The sequence below is a fragment of the Marinobacterium sp. xm-m-383 genome, from assembly GCF_013283255.1.
Classification (GTDB): Bacteria; Pseudomonadota; Gammaproteobacteria; order Pseudomonadales; family Balneatricaceae; genus Marinobacterium_E.
In genome coordinates this window covers 93,785-113,540 of the sequence record NZ_WBYT01000002.1, presented here as the reverse complement: position 1 = coordinate 113,540, position 19,756 = coordinate 93,785, and the positions used below count along the sequence as shown (strand labels likewise).

Sequence of the window (19,756 nt, the reverse complement as noted above, 5' to 3'; positions counted from 1 at the left end):
TTAAAGCAATTCAAATCCAGCCAGAAATTTGGTCTCGTCATCAGTCATAAAGTTAACGAGTGTTTCTGCCTGCGCATCAAACATATCTGCGCCAGCCATCGCTTTACAACCAATAGAGCGAGCATACTCGCCCGTTTTAGAGATAGCAGGCTTAGTCAGCGCATCACCAAACATCATATCTGACGTCAGCTCATCCAATGGAACGGGCGTAGGGTCGCTCTCTTTCATACCTACCGGCGTAACATTGGCAACGATATCCATACCTTTAGGGGAGTTACTCTCTGCAGCCCGAACACGACCAGGGAACACCGCATCTAATTTGGTAACTGCCTGCGATAAACGAGCAGCATCAAGATCGAATATAAAAAGAGTTGCTACACCCTGAGCCAAAAACTCATAAGCCACAGCACTGCCAGCACCGCCAACACCGATTTGCAGTACCTGTTTACCTTCTGGCTCACCACCCCGATTTCGAATGGCAGCAACATAGGCTTCGCCATCAGTGTTGTCACCATAGAAGCTGCCATCTGCCATTCGACGAGTCACATTCACAGCACCAATCACTGATGCGCGCTTTGTCACTCGGTCACAAAACTTAAGAGAGTCGATTTTGTGAGGCAGGGTAATAACGATGCCATCCAGATTTTGTAACGATTTAGCGGTTATAAAGAAACCAGAAAGATCTTTGGGGGCTACGTGGACTGGCGGCACAATGCCATTGATACCACGAACCGCCATAATCTCTGTTAGATACTTAGGCGAGCGTACCTGAGCAATTGGATCACCAACGATTGGGAATAGGCGAGTTTCGCCAGATAGTTCAAAACCCATTAGTTCAACTCTCCTGCTGCATGCTTAGTAGCAATGTATGCAAATGTAATGCCTGGTCCGATAGTAATGCCGGGGCCTGGGTATACACCTCCCATAATTGACTGAAGGTCATTACCAGCAGCATACAATCCCTCAATCACTGTTCCATCATCCTTAACTAACTGTCCTTTCTCGTTACCTGAGAATCCTTTGGCGGTACCTATAACACCAATTTCAAGCTTCACTGCGAAAAACGGTCCTTCAAGCGCTCGAATCGTTGTATTAGGCGCATTCTCTGGATCACCGTTATGTTGCTGATACGGCGTAGAGCCTCGACCAAACTCAGGATCTTCGCCACGAATGGCATCTGCATTATATTTAGTTAGCGTTGCAGCAAGATTTTCTGCAGGAACTCCAATCGCTTCTGCTAAACCTTCGATTGTAGTCGCACTCTTCAGGTAGCCCTCTTTGATCAGAGGCTTAGGGTTATCTCCACCTGGACGCAATAGACCGAGTCCAAATTTATTTGCTGCTTTTTGATCTCCAATCAACCAGATAGGTTCTTGACCCATCTTTTTACCGAGCACTGTTCGGCCAAAATCGTGGTATGAAATTGTTTCGTTTAAGAAGCGCTGACCGTCACTATTTACACAGATAGTACCTGGCTTGCTGCGATCAAATACGAAGTGAGGATAAACTGCAATTGATCCGTCTTTGCGAGTAAGCGTTGAACAAGGCGCATAAAAAGCAGGATGTTTATCTGCACTTCCATAGTGTGCGCCTAAACTTTCCGCCAGTGGGTGCAAGGTAGCTTTATTGTCTGCACTTGCCGGTGAGATACCTGAACAGGTCTCTTCATAGTACTTAGACTGACGCTCTTTATTTGCACCAAAACCACCCGTAGCAAGTAACACTCCACGTTCAGTAGTAGCCTCTTGATTGCCTCCGTTATCAGAGTACTTAACTCCAACAACCCGACCTGAATCTTCAACTAGCTCGGTTACCGACGCATTAACTTTTATATCAACGCCTAGCTCACTAGCTGAATGAAGCAGACGAGCAATCATCGCCTGCCCCATTACATAACGAGAGTGACGGCCATAAAAAATTCGATCAAGCACATAGGTCGCAACCAAACGCCCTACATAGAAAAATGATTTAACCGATTTGTAACGATCAAGAAGGTTACGAATATCGATACGGTCAACCTGCATACCACCGAGAACCGTAAACTCTTCGATAGGCGGGCGCACCAAATCACGCAACTTACCCATAGGGCCAGTTTTGTAGGGGACTGGCTCAATCGCACGACCATTCAATGTCGCGTGTCCTGCATCCCACATATAGTCTGGATGTTTGGGACATGGACGAAATTCCATTCGAGTCTGACTTTGCAGCGTTTCAACCGCAGTGGCCGCGTGTGCCAGAAAACTTGCTCGAACCTTGGCATCTGAAGCATCGCCGACCGTTCCATCTAGAAAAGCTGTTGCCTCTTCTAATGTGTCGCTGTCGTTAACTTCACGCCCAATTGAACTGAGCGGTGTCCAAGTCGTGCCACCAGATAAGGCGCTGGTACCGCCAACATACTGACTCTCTTCTAGCAGCAATACCTTCCAGCCTTTAAGCGCTGCAAACACGGCACCAGAGAGGCCTGCCGCACCAGAGCCACAGACAATAAAATCGTAATTAGAGTTTAAATTAGACACGCGAACCTACCTCGATCGCTTAAATTGATAATACAAAAATCTCATAAATTTGAATTTCATTCAACTTTTTAAAAATATTCCACTTCTGTTATAGTCCAAATTCACAAAACAAAATTTTTACCAGTAGTCGAAATGAGTAGTGCATTAGAGAAAGCCTTTAGCCTAATCGAATACCTAGCCCAGAACCCGCATGGCAGTTCAGTCTCTTCATTATCAGAAGCGCTCGGACAACCCGCCAGTGGTATTCATCGCTCACTAAAAATGCTTGAGGAGCTGGGTTATGTGCGACAGTTAGATCAAGGTAAACACTACGCACTCACCATTAAGCTATCGGCACTCGGGCTCTCATATCTTGGAGGACTCGGTCTCAACGACGTGACTCAGCCAATATTGGACAAACTTGCTGAGCAGACAGAAGAGCTGATTCGCATGGCAATTATTGATGGCGAGGACCTAGTTTGGGTGGGCGTCTCCCAAGGAACAAAATCAGGCCTAAAATATGATCCAAGCTCGGAGCAAGGTCAGACAGCTCATCTTGCCTCGTCAGCATCAGGCATTGCGCTTCTAGCAACGATGAGTGACGAAGAGGCCGTCTCAAAAGTTATGAAGCAGGGCCTGAGCCGTGAAGGTCAAGGCTCAGGCGCACCAATGACTATTCAACAACTGTTAGATGTACTTGGCACGACTAGAAAACGTGGCTACAGCATCAACTGCAACTCTTTCCTCGACGGAATGGCCGCTATGGCGCGAGTGATATACGACCCGGTGACAGGAAAACCATTCGGAACCGTCAGCATTGCAGGGCCTGCAGTAAGACTGACTAAAGAGCGCATGGATACATTCGAAAAGCGTCTAGAGAGTGCCTCGAAAGAGCTTAGTGAAGCAAGCAGAGCGTCCAATTACTTTAAGCATCTTGAGGTTTAGCGAGTGCCTGTATCGTCTATTAAACACACAAAGCCCAAAAACGATTTCGATGTTGTCGTCATTGGCTCTGGTGCTGCAGGTCTATCCACTGCATTAAGCTCTGCTCAGCAAGGTTTGAAAGTTGCTGTTTTTGAAAAGAGCTCAGTTATTGGAGGCACGTCTGCTTGGTCAGGTGGCTGGATGTGGCTGCCACAAAATCCCTACGCAAAAGAGGCAGGTATCGCAGACTCAAAGGAAGAGGTTAAACGTTACCTTACCTCTGTCGCAAAAGGGTCTGATCTTGATCCTAGAGTTGATACTTTTTTAGACGCTGCACCAAAAATGGTGGAGCACTATCGCTCAACTACCAGTGTCAATTTCATTGCTGGTAATAAAGTACCAGACATGCAAGATTTGCCTGGTTCAGTTACGGGTGGAAGATCTTTATGTGCGGCCCCTTTTAATGGCCGCAAACTGGGCAAGAATATTCACTTTCTTCGACGCCCTTTGGATATCGCTTCAGTTTGGGGGATGGGTATTGGCTCCTTTGAACTTCGCCAATTTTATGATGCTCTAAGAAAACCAACTGCTTTCATCCATGTTTGTAAAAGATTCTTAACCCACTTCAAAGATTTGATCCTGTTTCGACGCAGCATGTACCTCCAAAACGGTAATGCGTTAGCTGCCTCACTATTCAAAAGCACACTCGATCTTGGCGTTGAACACTTCACAGACGTGGAGATAGAAACATTTATCTCGAATAAAAACGGTATTTCAGGCGTAACTATTCACAGAAATGGTGAATCCATCGAGATTAAGGCCAAGGCTGTCGTATCGGCTGCTGGTGGATTCCCTCATAACCAAAAACTTCTGAATAAATACGTTGCACCCAGAGCGGGAGCCAAACATTTTTCAGCGGCTGTCCCGGAAAACACTGGCTCAATAATCGAGTTGGCGGAAAAGATCGGTGCTGCAATCTCTTCAGATTATCGCGAGGGTGCTGCTTGGGCACCTTGCAGTAGAGTTAAAAGAGCAGATGGCAGCGTTGGTAAATATCCTCATCTATTAGAACGCGGCAAACCTGGCATTATTGCAGTTGGCCCAGACGGCCATCGTTTCACAAACGAAGCCAACTGCTACCACATGTTCCAACAAGGTTACTTTGACACCTATTCTGATGAGCAACCAGTAAGCTGGGTAATAGCAGATCACAAGGCTTATCGCCGCTGGGGACTAGGCTGGGCAAAACCAGCTCCTTTCCTAAACTTACGGGCACTTAAAACTGGCTACCTTTTGAAAGCAAATTCACTTAACGAGCTTGCACAGAAAATGGGGGTACCAAGTGACTCGTTGAATGAAACGGTGGCGCGTTTTAATGACTTTGCTGCCAAAGGAAAAGATCTAGATTTCAATCGTGGCGAGTCAACCTACAACAAAGGTGTGGGCGATTTTGAACACAAACCGAACCCATCGTTAGGTGAACTCAAAAAGCCACCCTTCTATGCGGTAAAGCTGGATTCAGGCAGCCTTGGCACCTTTATTGGACTCAAAACTAATCATGAGTGCCAGGTCGTTAATGCAGCAGACGAACCCATACCAGGGCTATATGCCGTTGGTAATGAGGCAGCCAGTATATTCAGAGGAGACTACCCTAGCGGCGGCATTACCCTTGGGCCAGCCATGACCTTTGGTTATCTCTGCGGTAAAGCTATCGGCAAACATTTTAACAACAAACCAGACAATTAATTTTGGAGCGAAGATGAAATACTACGAATTAATCACACTAAAAACAGTGATATTTGGTGCCGGAAAAATGGCCGATGGCATTCAAGCTTTCCTAAATGCACCGGAAGCAAAAGGTACTCTATACGGCGCATGGTTCTCAGACGTGGGCAGCCTGAACGAAGTTTACCTACTTCGCGGCTTTAACTCGCTTGAAGAGATGTATGAAGAACGTGATCGTATCCGTCTTTCTTCTGATCCATTTAACGGCGGCGAAAACCTGCTTCACTATAGCTGTGATTCATATAAAGCGCTTGATTTCATGCCTGAAATTGAACCAGGTGAATTTGGCAAAGTTTATGAGATCCGGACTTACCAACCAACACTGAATGGCCTAGCCCCAACCATTGAGAAATGGCGCGAAGCAGTACCTAAGCGCGAAGAGTATTCTCCACTAACCATCGCAATGTACTCGATTGATGGCCCAACTCGCTTTACACAGATCTGGCCATATGAATCTGCCAACGCACGTGCAGAGGCTCGCGGAAAGAGTGTTGCAGATGGTGTTTGGCCACCAGCGGGCGGACCTGCTTTCCTTCGTCCTGAAATGGAATCAACTATGGCTATTCCAATGCCATTTTCACCTCTGAAATAAGTCTATGAGCAATAAATTTTCACTCGCTTATTTAACAACCAAAGATTTATCTCCAGATGAGGCTGTACTTGTTGCAGCCGAAACTGGATATGACATGGTTGGTTTTCGACTATTACCTGCTGGTACTGAAGATCCATTCCCAATTCTGACTGATAAAAATCTACAACAGAGGACCCTCTCTGCAATGAATGAAACCGGCATCACGCTCGCTGACATTGAAATTGTGCGGATTAACGACACATTTGATCTTGCGCGTTTCGATCAGTTCTTAGCAGTGGGAGCAGAGCTCGGAGCAAAACATGTACTTGTCGCAGGTGATGACCTAGATCGAATCCGTCTGATTAATAACTACGGGAATTTCTGTAAACGTGCAGCAGAGTTTGGCATGACCGCAGATTTAGAACCGATGCCTTGGACTGCAGTGAAACACATTCGTGACGCAATCGAAATAACTAGTGCTGTGGACTATCCAAATGCAGCTATCCTTGTTGATGCTCTGCATTATGACCGCTCAGACAGTTCGTTAGATGATTTGCGCCTAATAGACCCAAACCGGATCAACTACATCCAAGTTTGTGATGCTCCTCATATTGAAAACCCAACACTGGACCAACTCATTCACAACGCAAGGGGTGAACGCTTGCTTCCAGGAGATGGGGATATTGATATAGCGTCGATGCTTAGAGCACTGCCGTGGGACAGGGTAATCAGTGTAGAAATTCCTCGAAGCGCTGAAGAGGAAACTATAAGCGCAAAGGAAAGAGCGCTAGAAGCACTAGAGAGAACAAAGAACCTTCTGAGAGAAATCTAATGACATTTTTGTGACGATTTGAGGCGCACGATCGTCTTCTTTTTCATTGCGGAGTTTTGCGTGAATAAGTGATGATTAGTAATGCACTGTAGTGAAAGACACGCAACGGACGTCCCAGTAACATATTGAAATTAAAGGAAGTTATACTTCCATGTGATTATTGAAAATCCTCGTGTCGGTGGTTCGATTCCGCCTCGAGGCACCATCTCATTTCAATTAAGCCATGTAAATCAAATGATTACGTGGCTTTTTTGTTTCTGATACCGTAAATAATACCGTTTTTACGATTGGTTTTTAGAGGGCTTTACTGGACTTCTGAGGAACAAAATCCAATCGAATCAATTCTGCATATAGCAAAATTAAAATACCGACCGAATCTAATCACGTTTAACATAAACTAACAGATCGGACACCTCACAATTGAAGTAATCACAAAGCTTATCAATAGTCTCTAAGCTTGCATTATATCCGTTGTTTTTAGCAATTTTAGATAATGTCACTGGATGAATGCCTGTGCCATAAGCAACATCTTTCATGGTAGTAGATTTACCATCCTTGAAAGATCTCTCTAATAGAGCTTCTTTTAGCATAACTCTGATCATAAATATGCGTATAGGCTAATTAGTTAGTTGATAGGCTATATAAATGGGTATATAATAATTACTCACGTATTGAGTGTGAAGTATACTGGCTGAATATTGATGTAAGCAATTTGCTTTCCATTTTCAATGCACCTAATCATCAAATAAATCAAACCAAGACGTAAGTGACCATGGATCTAAAGATTCAAGAATTAGCAAGTGTAAGCAACCCAAAATCAGTTCATGGCATTTACCCATACCGAGGTAAAATCTCTGCATTAGATGCCATTCAGGTAGTTAATCAACTTCCAAGCAATAAAGTACTTCTGGATCCCTTCTGCGGATCAGGCACGATAGTCTATGAAGGCGCAAAAAAGGGCATGTCGGCTATAGGCGTAGACTTAAACCCAGTTGCTCAAGTGATTACTGCAGGCAAATTAAATATAGATCAAAATTTAAGTAATGAACTGGAATCAATACAACATGTAATTGATCTAGCTAAAGGCCTAACAACCGTAAAAGCAATGCCTGAAGCAGCCTCAAAACATTTTCATACAGAATCTGCTGATCAAATAATGAGAATACTGGAGCATAAAGAGGAATTATCAGCATACGGGTTAGCGTGTGTGTACGGTGCAATTTGCCTTACAGCCAGAGGCTGTAATGATTACAAATGGACCTCTAGTACTGTTGGCAAAGATATCATCCCAAAACGAAACATTAACTTTTATGAAAAGTTAGTATTGAAAGTAAAGAAACACCATTACCCCCTAGGCAACACCTCTAACTCGAGGTTAATTTCTTCTGATGCCAGAACATTAGCAGATCATATACAATCGGATAGTGTAGACTATGTGTTTACAAGCCCACCCTACTTTGATTGCTTAGATTACACAGCCTACTATGCAAAAATCATTATGGAAATCTTAGGCAACGACCGATCTGAAATTAAAAGTGATCTAATTCAGAACTTTGGCACCTACGAGCAGTCAATGAAAATCGTTCTTGAGCAACTTCACGAAGTAGTAAAAGAGGGGGGGAAAGTTTTATTTGTTGTTGGTGACAAGAAAGTACATGGGTCCGTTATAAATGGGGCTGATTTTTTTAATGATATAACCCCATTCAAGAAAGTTAAAACAATCGAAAGATCCTATACCGGATCGAGTTCACAAATATTCGATACCTTAAACAAGACAACTAGAAAAGAACAAATTGTAGTTTGGACAAAATGAAGTTAGTAGAACCCGTTATTTTTGGCGACGCAAAGGTTTTTGTTAAAAGCTCAGAAACCATGAGTGAAATTGAAGACAATAGCGTCAATCTTATTATAACAAGTCCGCCTTACTGGACCTTAAAAGATTATGGGACTGAAGACCAGATAGGCTTAGGTAGTAACTCATACGAGAGCTATATCGAAAATCTGAATAAGGTGTGGAGTGAATGTGTTAGAGTTTTAGCGCCAGATGGAAAGATTTGCATAAATATCATGCCATTTCTGTTGACCGGTAAGGCTGCGAAATTCGATCGCAGGGAAACAAAGCTAGTACTCCCCGACATTGCAAATTTCATGGAAACTACCGGTGAAATGTATCAATTCGCGATGTACATATGGGATAAAAGAAAAATCGCTCGATTTAGCTCTTTTGGAAGTTACCCGTACCCTACAAATATTTTTTCTACATACCCTTATGAATGGATCACAGTATTCTCAAAAAAAGGTAAACGACCTAAAGTTCCTCAAGAAATAAAAGATCAATCAAAGCTTACTACGAAAGAATGGCAAGATTGGGCGATAAATTCGATCTGGGAAATGCAGCCAGCCAAAGCAAAAAGCGAAGGACATCCCGCACCATTTCCTGATGAACTACCTAAGCGGCTTATCAAACTACATAGCTTTTATGGCGACACGGTATTAGATCCATTTCTAGGCACAGGGACTACTGCAAAAATGGCTCTTCAGCTAGGTCGTAAAGCTATAGGATATGAACTCAATAAAGAATATCTGCCATTAATTGAGAGAAAATTAAACCTCCTCCTCTAATATGCATAAAGAAATAGTGAGCATTCATTGCAAAGCAGATTTAGACGCAATTATTTACAAAAACGATTTAGGAATCTTACGTAAGTACCTACTTGTTGAGTCGCCGATTAGCAAATCAGATAGAATAGTTAAGTTAGCGCATGAAATTGAGAATTCATCAAATGCCACATGCATTCTAGAAGCAAAGCTTGATATCGGCAGAAGAGCAAAACGTATAGAGATAGTTGCAAAGGACAAGAAACAATTAAGAATTTTTAAAATTACTAGCCAGAAAAGCCTTGATAGAGATGCTCTAGATTTAGATCAGTCTCTTACTTTTATAAATGAAAGATATGAAAGTTCAGGTTTAGTTTTCTTTGCAACCTTAGTTACAGATGTGATGCCTTCATCCACAATAGTAGACTCGATCAAAAAAAGCCTTTTAAACCAAATGGAATTCATTCAGTATGGTTAGCTTTAAAGTCAGAGTCTGTCTTTATGGCGTATTTAGTAAATCGAAATCCCCCTGCTCGAGCACAATGTTTACATGCTTTGTGTAAGCTTTCTGGTGAAAAATTCCCTGATCGGTGCGAAAAGTTTCAAATTAAGGACATAAAGTACGATCCGTCTGCACTCAATATATTCAAACACTGTCAAAATTTATTGGTAGATGAAGATCTAGGCCTAAGTTACTGTCCTTACAAAGAAAACCCTTTAAGCGAGGCTGGCTGTTCTCTAACTAACGGAGTTGAAGAAGACTCAACCAAGTCCAAAGAAGCCAGCAACACGGTAAACTCCCTCCACTCGCTGGGACTTTTCACACGAGAAAAAAACGGCATAAACCTTACTGAATTAGGTAAAAAATTTGCTGAAACTGAGATTAATACCGACGAATTCTCAAGAGTTTTCCGTGATGCTGCACTTAATAGTGGGCTAATGGTGGGTTTTCTCGGCCAAATATTTAATGAACAGAACCAAAGTTTTAGTACTTCAGACATATATGTAGGATATCCAAATACCGGGCAAGAGAAGATGCTGGTCAATGGTGAAACTATCGTAATTTCATCCGGCTCAGAAAAAGACAGCAATACAAGAACTAAAAGCTGTCTACTTGCATGGGGAGTTACCGCAGGTTTTTTTGCACCTAAAGCGCTAGCAAAAAAAGATCTCAATACTTTGCAGGATTACATATCAAAAAAAAGTCGTAATTTACAGGACTACGTATTAAAAGATTTTCCTTATGAGATCTTTGAGTCCGGCTTCATAACAGCCCGGCCTTTAGACTACAAAAACTTAACAAAGAGCACCAAAGCCTTAAGGGAAAGAAATCAAGACGAGATCAGAAATGCCACATTATCTGTAGAGCCAAAAATTAGAAATCGAAGACTTGCGATTATACTAGCTTTATCTATCTGCTTTAAAAAAAATCTACAACTTAACTATGCAACGTTCATTAATCATTTAGCAAAATACGAAGATTTTTTTGTTATTAACAAAAAATCTTTCGAAGAAATCATGCTAGATGAAATCAAGATATCCTTCGTTGCCGGAATACCATACAGACTCGCTGAAAATTTCATGGTGGTACCGCTTGTCGGCATCAATGAGAATGAGCTATTGATAGATGCCCCTGCAGATGTTGTAAAGGCTATAAATGAGTACTTCAATGAATAACTGTAAATACAAGTACATCGACTCCCTTCCTCCATGCATAAATTTTAAAACGCCAAAATATAGTTATTTAAATGATTTCCTAGAAAATAAATCTACTCGAACTCAAAAAAACATGATCACTCATAGCATCAATTGCATTAAGAAGGTAGATGGTGGTATCGAGATCAAAGAAACAAACTGCATCAGCTGTATGCTTTGTTTATTCAACTGCCCAGGAAATTTAATTCAACTTAAAGACAATCTTAACCTGATAGCGAAATGTGATTCTTATGGTCAAGATGTAAATCTGCACAATTCATCGTTGCAGCTTTTCAACGGAGAGCTTATTGAGCTCCCCAAAATTCTTACTTTGAACCCAGCAATCAAATACAAGAAATTTGAAGATTTTACTGCTGTTGATGAAACTAAAAATATCTCAATTTGGGGCGCTGGAATATTAAGATTTTTAATGAGTGAGCAAAACCCTAGGCTGGCTCTCGAGGTTGGAATGCAAATTAAAAATAGGGATCGAGGCGGAAGACTAGATATAGTAGCAATGAGCCAGAATCAAATTTTTGTTGCTGAGGCCAAAGTGTCTTTCCAAAAAATGATCGATGAACAACGATATCTTGCTCAAATGTTAGCCTATGAAGATGAGTTATCAGAAGCGATTCCAAGTCACAACACCACTATAAATTTCCATAAGTTTTTATTGATTGGTGGAAATGAGTCCGATTTATTACCCCCTGCACACCTTGAATGTACAAGCAACACTGGTAACCAAGCAGCAACTTTTTACAAGAATATCGACGAGCACGAAATATTTTTTATCTCAGCCAATGCACTATTATGCCTTGGCCTATTAAAAATCATGAGTGGCAACAAACTTTCTTTAGACTACTTATCTGAAAAAATTTTTGTTAAAAATGCAGTCGGTTTACTTTCAAATGGGTTAATTGTTAAAACAGGTGACACCTTTAAGATTGTCGACCTAATAAACTGAAGCTAACTCAATACACTTCAATCTTTCCAGCGTTCGATATAAAGATAGACTTCTCACGTCTTGGCTTGTGAACTTTTAGAGGAAGTAAACGTTAATACCGAGGATATGAACGTCTATCTTGATGTCGTCTAACTTAAGCATACTTCTTATCCGCTATTTGACTGGGTTGCATGGAAGAATCAGCTCCAGTGGGCCGGTAGATCAATATCAAGTGACTTTGCCACGTAGTGAAGTGTCCGGAGGATTTCGCTATGACGTTCGGCGTCGAACTGCTCACCGTTTTTTCTTCGTTCAAGCAGAAGCCTCAGCTCATCAAGGTTGTAGAGACCAAGCCTATGTAGGTTCGACCAAGTTGGCTCTCCAAAAAGATTGTAGATGACAACCGTTGAGTCACGTTCACTTGCCAGCCGTTTCTCGCCTACTAATTTTTCGAGAGCATCTTCTCCAGACTCTTTATCATCGTATGTATAAAGTAATTTCATAATGCAAATTTAAAGCAATCCAGAACTATTTACAGTCCAATAAACAACCAATTTCTGGATATTTTTCAGAATGCCACACTCCATCCACATATTTCGATAACAAAATCACTAATAGAACCTGCAAGCGCTCCTCCAACCATTAGCGGCATCAACCAAAAAAGTGGCACATGGGCTAACTGGAGGATGTGGATAGTCCAGCGTTGAATAGGCATACTTTTTCGAGCATAGCGCCAAGATCCTACTTGTAACCCAACAATAAACAGAATCACACAATACAGATACGCAACTTCGGTTATCAGACTAGTCACTGTTAACGGTCTATTAGATAAATCCATCGCCCCGAAACTGATTAGGCTGAAACCAAGTAGAGCAAGCCCCAGCGATCCAAGAAGACCTATACCAACATAGGTCGTCCAGTAACTATGCCCCGTGGTAAAACGATAGAAGAATTCTTTAATAGCGGCCATCAAAACACCTGCTGAGTCACTGCAGTTAGATTGCGAACTAGAAGCGGAGCCATCAATAATAAATGCATCAACAAGACGGGAAATGATAGCCATCTCACGATGCGTGTCTGTCGAATTACCCAGGCAAAACTACTGATGTATAAAACACCTAATGAAATTGCTGCACTGATCAACAAAAGTATCTTTAAGGAGAATAAAATCGAGGCATTTTCTTCAATCAAGGGGTAGTCGAGATAGATTCCTGTATGGATGTAGATAGACCAAAGACCCAGTAGAAGAGTGCTCAAAACTCCATATATGAGGTATGCCCAAAATGGCTTTTCACCACGCATGAAGGTGGTTGAGAAGCTCGGTCCCTTGTCAAAGGTTAATCCGTTTTTCAAATCTATTCGCCTACTAGGTTCGACACCAATTCGATCAGTTCGATTGCTGCCATCACTTTCGATTTCTCTGTTTGCTTTTCAAGTTGAGACAAAACAGGTGTGTGGAATGAACCATCTCGCCACCGCTCCACACGTCCTCTAAAGTAATGTCTCATAAAATGTACAACCTCAGGATAGCTTCTCTCTACAGAAATAACACCACTACTTCTGGAAAAAGGCATCTTATTTTCGCTACTTAATAGCTCAGTGATATCTAGAAACTCATCCTCAGGTGTATCTAAGCGTCTTTCGGAAAATACCAAAGAACTCATATCAAGACTTTCGAGTGAGTAGGAGTCTGTATGCTCCTCAATATTTACTGGACCAATCCTTCGCTGAATCTCTCTATAAATTTGGTTTGATGCTAATGATCGTATGCGAAGTGTTTCTATTATGTCGCTGACTTCCACTTGAACATGTTTTGGGATCGGCTCTTTTGAGCGACTTCGAATTAACCATCTATGTCGAGCGGCTTCATCACTTTCACTCATAGATTCTCGAAGCATATGAAAACGTCTCTTTAACATGCTGACCTGATGGTAGTTACGACGTAACTCAGGATCACTAGCTACCAACTTCTCGCATGCAATTGCACGATCATCTGGCAGGGATTCACCCCAAAAATAAAGTTCAAGATCTTCATATACTGGATTCATCATAATCCCATTACCTCGGTTAGTTTTCTTCTACAACGGGATAACCAACTACCAATTGTTCCTATTGGCTGATTTAAAAGATTTGATATCTCTCTTTGGGTATTACCCAAACCTGCTAAAGAGAGCACGCTTTGGCAGTTTTCTCCCAGCTGCCCAAGGGCTTCGAGTAATCGCTGTACTTCAATATGAAATTGAGAATTATCTTCAATCTCCTCAAACTCTATGAGTTCATTTGGTCTAGCGCGGTAGTGGTCAGCAATCAAATTTTTAAGAACTGTAAATGCATAAGGTCGTATCTCTGCACGCCTAAACTCACGATCTAATTCGAGCATTTTTGTAATCGTCTCTTGAACTAAATCTTCAGCTAAGTCCGAGCTGGGAGCCCGAACTCTAGCGAACACCATTAGATCGGGGATCATCCTAATAAGTTGCTCTGACAATCCATTTGGATTAAGCATAAGGACTCCTTATTTATTCGACATCGAAGATTGGGGTTCGTCTTCTGCGCAATCGATGTTTGTTATCATCTGGAGCTATGAATGTATGGAGGATTACTCCCTCATACTCAGCAGACATGCCCGTACAATGAGTAACAGCTAACCATTGATCCTCATCCCCAACAGACTCTCTTTTTATCCAGTCAGATTCAAGTATAGACAGCGGGAGAAGGTTTTTGTTTGAAGATGTGTTTTTAGCTTCCAACTGCCATTCAACAATGGACTTTTCTAAAGCCGACTTCGCCCACTCTTTCAAACCGAATAGTTCTATAAATTCGAACGGCCCGCCTGAAACTTTATACCCATACCCATCAAAATCTCCTATTAACTGTTTTAACTGATGTGTCTCAAATTCATTACGGATAGAGGCCTGCTCAATAACTTCACACATATCATCAGTAGATGAGTAGGATTCGAATCGATGACTCATCTCAGCTACTTCAGCCCAAACCTCTGATTGGATCATAGATTCACTTATCTTCATGGCAGATGCTTTGCGCATTTTTACTGATGGGCCAGCACTATATTTAGCGGGTTTGAACTCTGCGCTTTTATAGTTCCAACGACCTTTTTCAACACAGTTAACAGGAACTGTAATGGTTGTTTTTGAAGGTACTACAACAGTTTTTTGAACCACCCTATTCTGCTTAGCACCTTCAAGCCCCTGGCCTTCAAGAATAATCAAAGGCACGTCAGAGTTATTAGTAATCAAAATTTCTTGAACAGATCCCATCTCACCAATCTCACGGATCGAAACGCACGATTTTTCATATGCAACATCGAGGGTTATAAGGTTTGAAAGAAACTGATCTGAATGTGTTGCACCAAGTGAAGTTATTGGCGTTATTGTTAAAGTGCCTAGTGTTAAGTCTGGCCCAAAAGAAAGTTGCGAATAAAGAGCTTGAAGGTAGTGCATGATTTTCTCCGTTTGCATGTTTTGTAATACAACGGATGAACATCAGTTTTTATTGCAATGTTAATGAAATTTTTATTTTCCCCACCAAAACCACACAATGGTTAGCATCCAAAAATTTGCATACCCTACTGCACCAATAAAACAGAACTGAAGCCCCCAGAGCAAAAGCTTGTTTGCTCTCATCCTAATCCATCTCTTATGAAGCTTTATAAGTCTCCATACTGCAATGAGATCAAAGATACCGAGAAGTAGCAGTGTATAAAGTGTAATAGCACGTGGACTTGGCCCGACTTCATCCCCAAAAAATGGCATCCCCCAAAAAGAATGAAATACGGAATATACAAGAAATACAAACGCAAACAGTGCATTAATTACAACGATACCAGTCAAACCTAACGGCTGTCGGTATCGAGATGGCCCCCAAACTTTGCTGTCTAATTTGTTCATTTCTTAAAATCTAAAAGTTTCATTGACCATATCTCTTTGGCACCTTTAAAACAATGTCTTATTTGATAGACCTAAACCCTCTCAGATGATTAACTTGTCTCAGGTCGACTAAGGAAATTTGATGAGCATTGATAAAGCCCTAGGCGCATTTATCGGGTTAGCAGTTGGTGATGCGTTAGGTGCGCCAGCTGAGTTTTGCCAACGTGGAAGGTTTCAGCCATTAACTGGTATGCGCGCTGGCGGAAAGTTTCAAATGCAACTTGGTGAGTGGACCGATGATACCGCTATGGCCCTTTGCCTTGCTGACAGTTTGATTGCTTGCAATGGGTTTGACCCTAAAGATCAAATGGAGCGTTATTGGCGCTGGGGAAACGAAGGCTACAATTCCACTCGCTCGAGAGCTTTCGGGGTAGGCAAAACCGTTGCTAAGGCTATGGCACATTACAAACGAACTGGAGAACCATACTCAGGTTCTATTGATCCACGATCCGCTGGTAATGGATCAATTATGCGACTTGCTCCTGTCATCCTTTTCTACAATGCGAATTACGAAGAAGCTATACATTACGCTGCTGAGTCATCACGAACAACGCACCAAGCGCCTGAAGCAATAGAGTGCTGCAAAATTCTTGGGCACATTCTTCATACAGCGATAAACAAAGAATTAGATAAAAGCGCCCTTTTCGATAACCTACCGCCCATTGAACTAACCCCTCCGCTTCAGGAATTGTGTCATAGAGAGTACATCAACAAAGATGAAGCAGCTATCAAGGGGAGCGGTTACGTCGTTGAAACATTAGAGGCAGCTTTATGGGCTTTCGAAACAACTAACAGTTTCGCAGATGCAGTTCTTAAAGCAGCAAATCTAGGTGATGATTCGGATACAACTGCAGCTGTGTGCGGTCAGATTGCTGGAGCGTATTATGGTTTATCAGCCATCCCAACAGATTGGCTTAATGTGCTCTTTGAATACCCTCGAATGATGGAAATTGGGCATAGGCTTCTAAGGATTTAATATGGACTACAAATTACTCAAAGCATATCAGCGCAAACATCGTGACGGTTTCCATCAGAACTTAGCATTAAGAACCCACCGCGCCTTGAGTTGGTTAGATAGAGCTGAACAAGCTGAAGACCAAGATTCAAAGTTCATATTCCTTTGGATCTCTTTCAATGCTTGTTACGCAGTTGAAATCGATCAGCAATACAAGGAGGCTGAGCGAAGTCAGTTTACTCAGTTTTTTGCAAAGATATGTGAGTTAGATACCGACAAAGCTTTATACAACAACCTCTGGACTAACTTCAGTAGCAAGGTCAGAGCCCTACTGGATAACAAGTTTGTGTATCAGCCTTTTTGGGATTTTCAGAATGGTCGAATTGAGAAAGCAGTTTGGCAAGATAGTTTTAAAGCGGCTAAAGCAAAAGCAGGGATCTGCCTAGCTAACCAAGACACAGTGGATGTCTTATCTATTATTTTCAATCGCCTTTACACACTCAGAAACCAATTGATGCATGGCGGTGCAACCTGGAATAGCGGTGCTAATCGAACACAGGTAAAGGATGGTGTAGAAATGTTAAATACTCTAGTGCCTATCATCATAGATATCATGATGAAAAATCCCAACACCCTATGGGGTGATGCCTATTACCCGGTTGTTAGCGACTAGTGCAGTGCTTGGACTGACCTTGAATTGAATCGAATGGAATTTAGATGATTATGAGAAAAACAGTCTATTTATCCGGGCGCGGCGGTAATGCCTATGAGGGCTTGGGCGGGTATGTCGAAAGCCAGTCGGATAAATACATAGGACTCTCAATGAGCCCGGCGTTTCTCAAACAAGACTTTCGTGCTCAGATCCAAGATATTCGACAGGTGCTCGGTCAATGCCAGGGATTTGATGCCGTCGCCAACTCCTATGGCGCTTATTTGTTACTGCATGCGCTCATTGGGTTTGAGCATGAACTCGCTTCCGTGAAGTTACTCTCGCCTGTACTGGGCAAAGGTTTATCGAAAGATAAAATGTTCAGTTCACGCCCACCCTCCGTCAAAGCGCTCATGACTAGCCTCGAGGATGAGACGCTAAACTGCCCAGATAAAACGTTCATCTACATTGGTGATCAAGACGTTGGCTACTGCCCTGAGCTAACCCAGCATTACATCAATTACCTTGGCGAGCATAAGGTGTTTGTGCTGACCGGTGAACGTCACAATCTGGCAAAATCCACGGTAAGAGACATACTTTCTTATGAGTACTCCTAGTATGTCGACACCTGAACCAAACTCAGTGATACGCCATCTAGTGTTGGCGGGGATTATCGCAATAGGTGGGTTAATTACGCTCAACGTGTTACCTGAGAGCAATGATGTGGATCTCACTACGCCGGTAGTCGCCGCCGTCTCAACCGTGCGTAAACCGATCTCCAAAGACTTCTATGAGATTTTGAAAGCCAATGAGGTCGTGATCAAAGACACTAACTATGTCTCAACCCCTAAAAACGCCGTATTGGATTACTCTACTCTGCTTCAAATCTCGGCCTTTGGTGACAAGAAACACGCTAACAGTTTGGCAGCCAAACTGAAGAAAGCCGGCTTAACGTCGGTTCGTGTGATTACGCGATCCAACGACCGTGGTCAGGTTCATCTGGTTCGTACATTGCCCTACGGCCGATACGATGAGCTAAAAGCCGCGCTGCAAATCGCTGAGCGCTTCAATCAGCACCCACTCCAGATTCAAATCAAATAAGCCTCAAAAGCTCTTTATTACATTGGCACAAACCAATATACTGTATAAATATACACATTAGAGCTTTTGTATGATTAAAGTAAAACCACATAGCTACATCGAGTCCCTTAGGTCTTACGCGGAACTATGGACACCTGAACAGCTTCGCGAAGCGATCAGAGACGAGAAAGTCATTATGGCTAAGGAAAGTTTGTCTGATGTCGCAAGAGAGCATAGCCAAACAATCCTTGAGCTCTACGAGGATGTCCTTGAGAAAAAGAGCATTGGCCGAGACTTTATGTAATGGTGAGGAGATTCACCTCCTCACATTAAATTAATCAAGCTGCCTTCTCTCTAATCGCTAATTCAACAAGAGCAGCTCGCAAGGGTCCATTCTCGCAATATTGCTCAAAAGCACCTGGTCGCTCCTCATCTTCACGAACCATCATTGCAATAAATCTAAGCAGCTCCACTTCAGTAAACCTAGATACAAAGTATTCATTAGTTAAAGCGCCTCGCCCTGCTTCCCAACGCCACCAGTAAAAGAAATCAACATGCTTAGTCATTCTTGCGCAGCGGACTTTCAACTCATCCGTTGGCATTGGCTTAAAATCCATAAGTGATAAGGTATCAATACTCTGCATTACTAGATCAGTCATTCTTGTTCTCCAATCCCACATAATTTTCAGATAATCTTTTTTAAAGGACCGCGTTCGCTTGGATAGGCACTGCTGTCACAACAAACCGTTCATCTCCGCTAGCAGACAAAGCATCAAATGGATAACAGGTCACTAAGAAAAGCCCTTCAGGATTGGTGGCTGGCTGTATGCGAGTCTTTTTTGAATCCACTACATCTGTATTCACAACTTTGAAGCGGTGGACTCCTTGTTGATCCTCCAGAACTAACTCATCGCCCAAACTAATATGTTTAAGAAAACGAAAGTGCGTATCTCGGTGTGCTGAGATGATGCGTGCACCACCTTCAACACTTTTTGCTTCCAAGTTTTCACCTGGGGCGAACGCAAGAACAGCTCCTGAATCCCCTCCCAATACAATTTGATCTATATCGAATGCAGGTGCTGAAAAGCGAGCTACAGGGTAATGATCTGCCCAAGGCCAAGGTTGTTGTGGCTCTCCTGTTCTTTGAGTTACTTCCCAAGCTGCGTCTAATAGAAGCTGAGCAACCTGAGCTTTCGCAGGAATCCAGAGCGCGTCTATCAACAGAATGAAAGCGCCAGCAAGCAATCCCAAACCTAAACGACGTTTAATGCGAGAGTTCATA

The 19,756-nt window shown here is 42.4% G+C and carries 25 protein-coding genes; 14 read left to right on the top strand and 11 right to left on the bottom strand.

The window, feature by feature from the left end; genetic code table 11:
- Positions 1-831 (bottom strand): shikimate dehydrogenase, encoded by an 831-nt coding sequence (locus tag XMM383_RS04135; RefSeq protein ID WP_173484209.1) that lies wholly within the window; start codon positions 829-831, stop codon positions 1-3.
- Entirely contained in the window at positions 831-2,516 is a 1,686-nt protein-coding gene (locus XMM383_RS04130; protein WP_173484210.1) for an FAD-dependent oxidoreductase, read from the bottom strand. The genes XMM383_RS04135 and XMM383_RS04130 overlap by 1 nt, the downstream gene beginning before the upstream one ends.
- A 132-nt stretch (positions 2,517-2,648) precedes the next feature.
- On the opposite strand from XMM383_RS04130, the gene XMM383_RS04125 reads away from it, so the two are divergent.
- From XMM383_RS04125 to XMM383_RS04110, 4 genes are read left to right on the top strand one after another with little or no spacing between them, the layout of a single operon-like run.
- Entirely contained in the window at positions 2,649-3,440 is a 792-nt protein-coding gene (locus tag XMM383_RS04125) for an IclR family transcriptional regulator (RefSeq protein WP_173484211.1), read from the top strand.
- Positions 3,441-3,443: 3 nt separating this feature from the next.
- Positions 3,444-5,165 carry an FAD-dependent oxidoreductase gene (locus XMM383_RS04120; RefSeq protein ID WP_173494587.1) on the top strand — a complete coding sequence of 574 codons (1,722 nt, stop codon included), beginning with the start codon at positions 3,444-3,446 and terminating at the stop codon, positions 5,163-5,165.
- A gap of 13 nt (positions 5,166-5,178) precedes the next feature.
- Positions 5,179-5,796: an NIPSNAP family protein gene (locus tag XMM383_RS04115; protein WP_173484213.1), complete on the top strand. Its 618-nt coding sequence runs from the start codon at positions 5,179-5,181 to the stop codon at positions 5,794-5,796.
- Between the two features lie 4 nt (positions 5,797-5,800).
- Positions 5,801-6,607, top strand: coding sequence for a sugar phosphate isomerase/epimerase (locus XMM383_RS04110; protein WP_173484214.1), 807 nt, complete (start codon positions 5,801-5,803; stop codon positions 6,605-6,607).
- A 377-nt stretch (positions 6,608-6,984) separates the two neighbouring features.
- On the opposite strand, the gene XMM383_RS04105 is transcribed toward XMM383_RS04110, so the two are convergent.
- Entirely contained in the window at positions 6,985-7,197 is a 213-nt protein-coding gene (locus tag XMM383_RS04105) for a helix-turn-helix transcriptional regulator (protein WP_217363587.1), read from the bottom strand.
- Positions 7,198-7,379: 182 nt separating this feature from the next.
- Here XMM383_RS04105 and XMM383_RS04100 point away from each other — a divergent pair, with 182 nt between their 5' ends.
- From XMM383_RS04100 to XMM383_RS04080, 5 genes are read left to right on the top strand one after another with little or no spacing between them, the layout of a single operon-like run.
- The gene (locus tag XMM383_RS04100) at positions 7,380-8,420 is read left to right on the top strand and encodes a hypothetical protein (protein WP_173494585.1); all 1,041 of its coding nucleotides are present in this window, start codon (positions 7,380-7,382) and stop codon (positions 8,418-8,420) included.
- Entirely contained in the window at positions 8,417-9,229 is an 813-nt protein-coding gene (locus tag XMM383_RS04095; RefSeq protein ID WP_173494584.1) for a site-specific DNA-methyltransferase, read from the top strand. Before XMM383_RS04100 ends, XMM383_RS04095 begins: the two co-directional genes overlap by 4 nt.
- Positions 9,230-9,245: 16 nt before the next feature.
- Positions 9,246-9,683: a hypothetical protein gene (locus XMM383_RS04090; protein WP_173494583.1), complete on the top strand. Its 438-nt coding sequence runs from the start codon at positions 9,246-9,248 to the stop codon at positions 9,681-9,683.
- 23 nt (positions 9,684-9,706) lie between these two features.
- A complete protein-coding gene (locus XMM383_RS04085) occupies positions 9,707-10,882 on the top strand; it encodes a hypothetical protein (protein ID WP_173494582.1) in 1,176 nt (391 codons plus the stop codon).
- Positions 10,875-11,864: a hypothetical protein gene (locus XMM383_RS04080; protein ID WP_173494581.1), complete on the top strand. Its 990-nt coding sequence runs from the start codon at positions 10,875-10,877 to the stop codon at positions 11,862-11,864. Before XMM383_RS04085 ends, XMM383_RS04080 begins: the two co-directional genes overlap by 8 nt.
- 179 nt (positions 11,865-12,043) lie before the next feature.
- Here XMM383_RS04080 and XMM383_RS04075 read toward each other — a convergent pair whose 3' ends face one another.
- The 6 genes from XMM383_RS04075 to XMM383_RS04050 form a co-directional block, all read right to left on the bottom strand.
- Positions 12,044-12,346, bottom strand: coding sequence for a hypothetical protein (locus tag XMM383_RS04075; protein ID WP_173494580.1), 303 nt, complete (start codon positions 12,344-12,346; stop codon positions 12,044-12,046).
- Positions 12,347-12,411: 65 nt separating this feature from the next.
- Entirely contained in the window at positions 12,412-12,906 is a 495-nt protein-coding gene (locus XMM383_RS04070) for a hypothetical protein (protein ID WP_173494579.1), read from the bottom strand.
- 292 nt (positions 12,907-13,198) lie between these two features.
- Complete coding sequence (locus tag XMM383_RS04065) at positions 13,199-13,894, bottom strand: hypothetical protein (RefSeq protein WP_173494578.1); 696 nt, start codon at positions 13,892-13,894, stop codon at positions 13,199-13,201.
- Positions 13,891-14,349: an RNA polymerase sigma factor gene (locus tag XMM383_RS04060; protein ID WP_173494577.1), complete on the bottom strand. Its 459-nt coding sequence runs from the start codon at positions 14,347-14,349 to the stop codon at positions 13,891-13,893. Before XMM383_RS04060 ends, XMM383_RS04065 begins: the two co-directional genes overlap by 4 nt.
- Positions 14,350-14,362: 13 nt before the next feature.
- Entirely contained in the window at positions 14,363-15,304 is a 942-nt protein-coding gene (locus tag XMM383_RS04055; protein WP_173494576.1) for an ARPP-1 family domain-containing protein, read from the bottom strand.
- Between the two features lie 72 nt (positions 15,305-15,376).
- Positions 15,377-15,751, bottom strand: coding sequence for a hypothetical protein (locus XMM383_RS04050; protein WP_173494575.1), 375 nt, complete (start codon positions 15,749-15,751; stop codon positions 15,377-15,379).
- Between the two features lie 121 nt (positions 15,752-15,872).
- Here XMM383_RS04050 and XMM383_RS04045 point away from each other — a divergent pair, with 121 nt between their 5' ends.
- From XMM383_RS04045 to XMM383_RS04025, 5 genes are all read left to right on the top strand, one after another.
- Complete coding sequence (locus XMM383_RS04045) at positions 15,873-16,766, top strand: ADP-ribosylglycohydrolase family protein (protein ID WP_254443075.1); 894 nt, start codon at positions 15,873-15,875, stop codon at positions 16,764-16,766.
- Position 16,767: 1 nt separating this feature from the next.
- Positions 16,768-17,418 carry a HEPN domain-containing protein gene (locus XMM383_RS04040; RefSeq protein WP_173494573.1) on the top strand — a complete coding sequence of 217 codons (651 nt, stop codon included), beginning with the start codon at positions 16,768-16,770 and terminating at the stop codon, positions 17,416-17,418.
- A gap of 149 nt (positions 17,419-17,567) precedes the next feature.
- Complete coding sequence (locus tag XMM383_RS04035; protein ID WP_173494572.1) at positions 17,568-18,011, top strand: hypothetical protein; 444 nt, start codon at positions 17,568-17,570, stop codon at positions 18,009-18,011.
- Positions 17,998-18,495 (top strand): SPOR domain-containing protein, encoded by a 498-nt coding sequence (locus XMM383_RS04030; protein ID WP_173494571.1) that lies wholly within the window; start codon positions 17,998-18,000, stop codon positions 18,493-18,495. The genes XMM383_RS04035 and XMM383_RS04030 overlap by 14 nt, the downstream gene beginning before the upstream one ends.
- A 70-nt stretch (positions 18,496-18,565) precedes the next feature.
- Positions 18,566-18,778, top strand: coding sequence for a hypothetical protein (locus tag XMM383_RS04025; RefSeq protein WP_173494570.1), 213 nt, complete (start codon positions 18,566-18,568; stop codon positions 18,776-18,778).
- Between the two features lie 34 nt (positions 18,779-18,812).
- Here XMM383_RS04025 and XMM383_RS04020 read toward each other — a convergent pair whose 3' ends face one another.
- Both XMM383_RS04020 and XMM383_RS04015 read right to left on the bottom strand, forming a co-directional pair.
- On the bottom strand, positions 18,813-19,133 hold the full coding sequence (locus XMM383_RS04020; protein ID WP_173484235.1) for a hypothetical protein: 321 nt from the start codon (positions 19,131-19,133) through the stop codon (positions 18,813-18,815).
- A 40-nt stretch (positions 19,134-19,173) separates the two neighbouring features.
- On the bottom strand, positions 19,174-19,755 hold the full coding sequence (locus tag XMM383_RS04015) for a class GN sortase (protein ID WP_173494569.1): 582 nt from the start codon (positions 19,753-19,755) through the stop codon (positions 19,174-19,176).
- Between the last annotated feature and the right edge of the window lies 1 nt (position 19,756).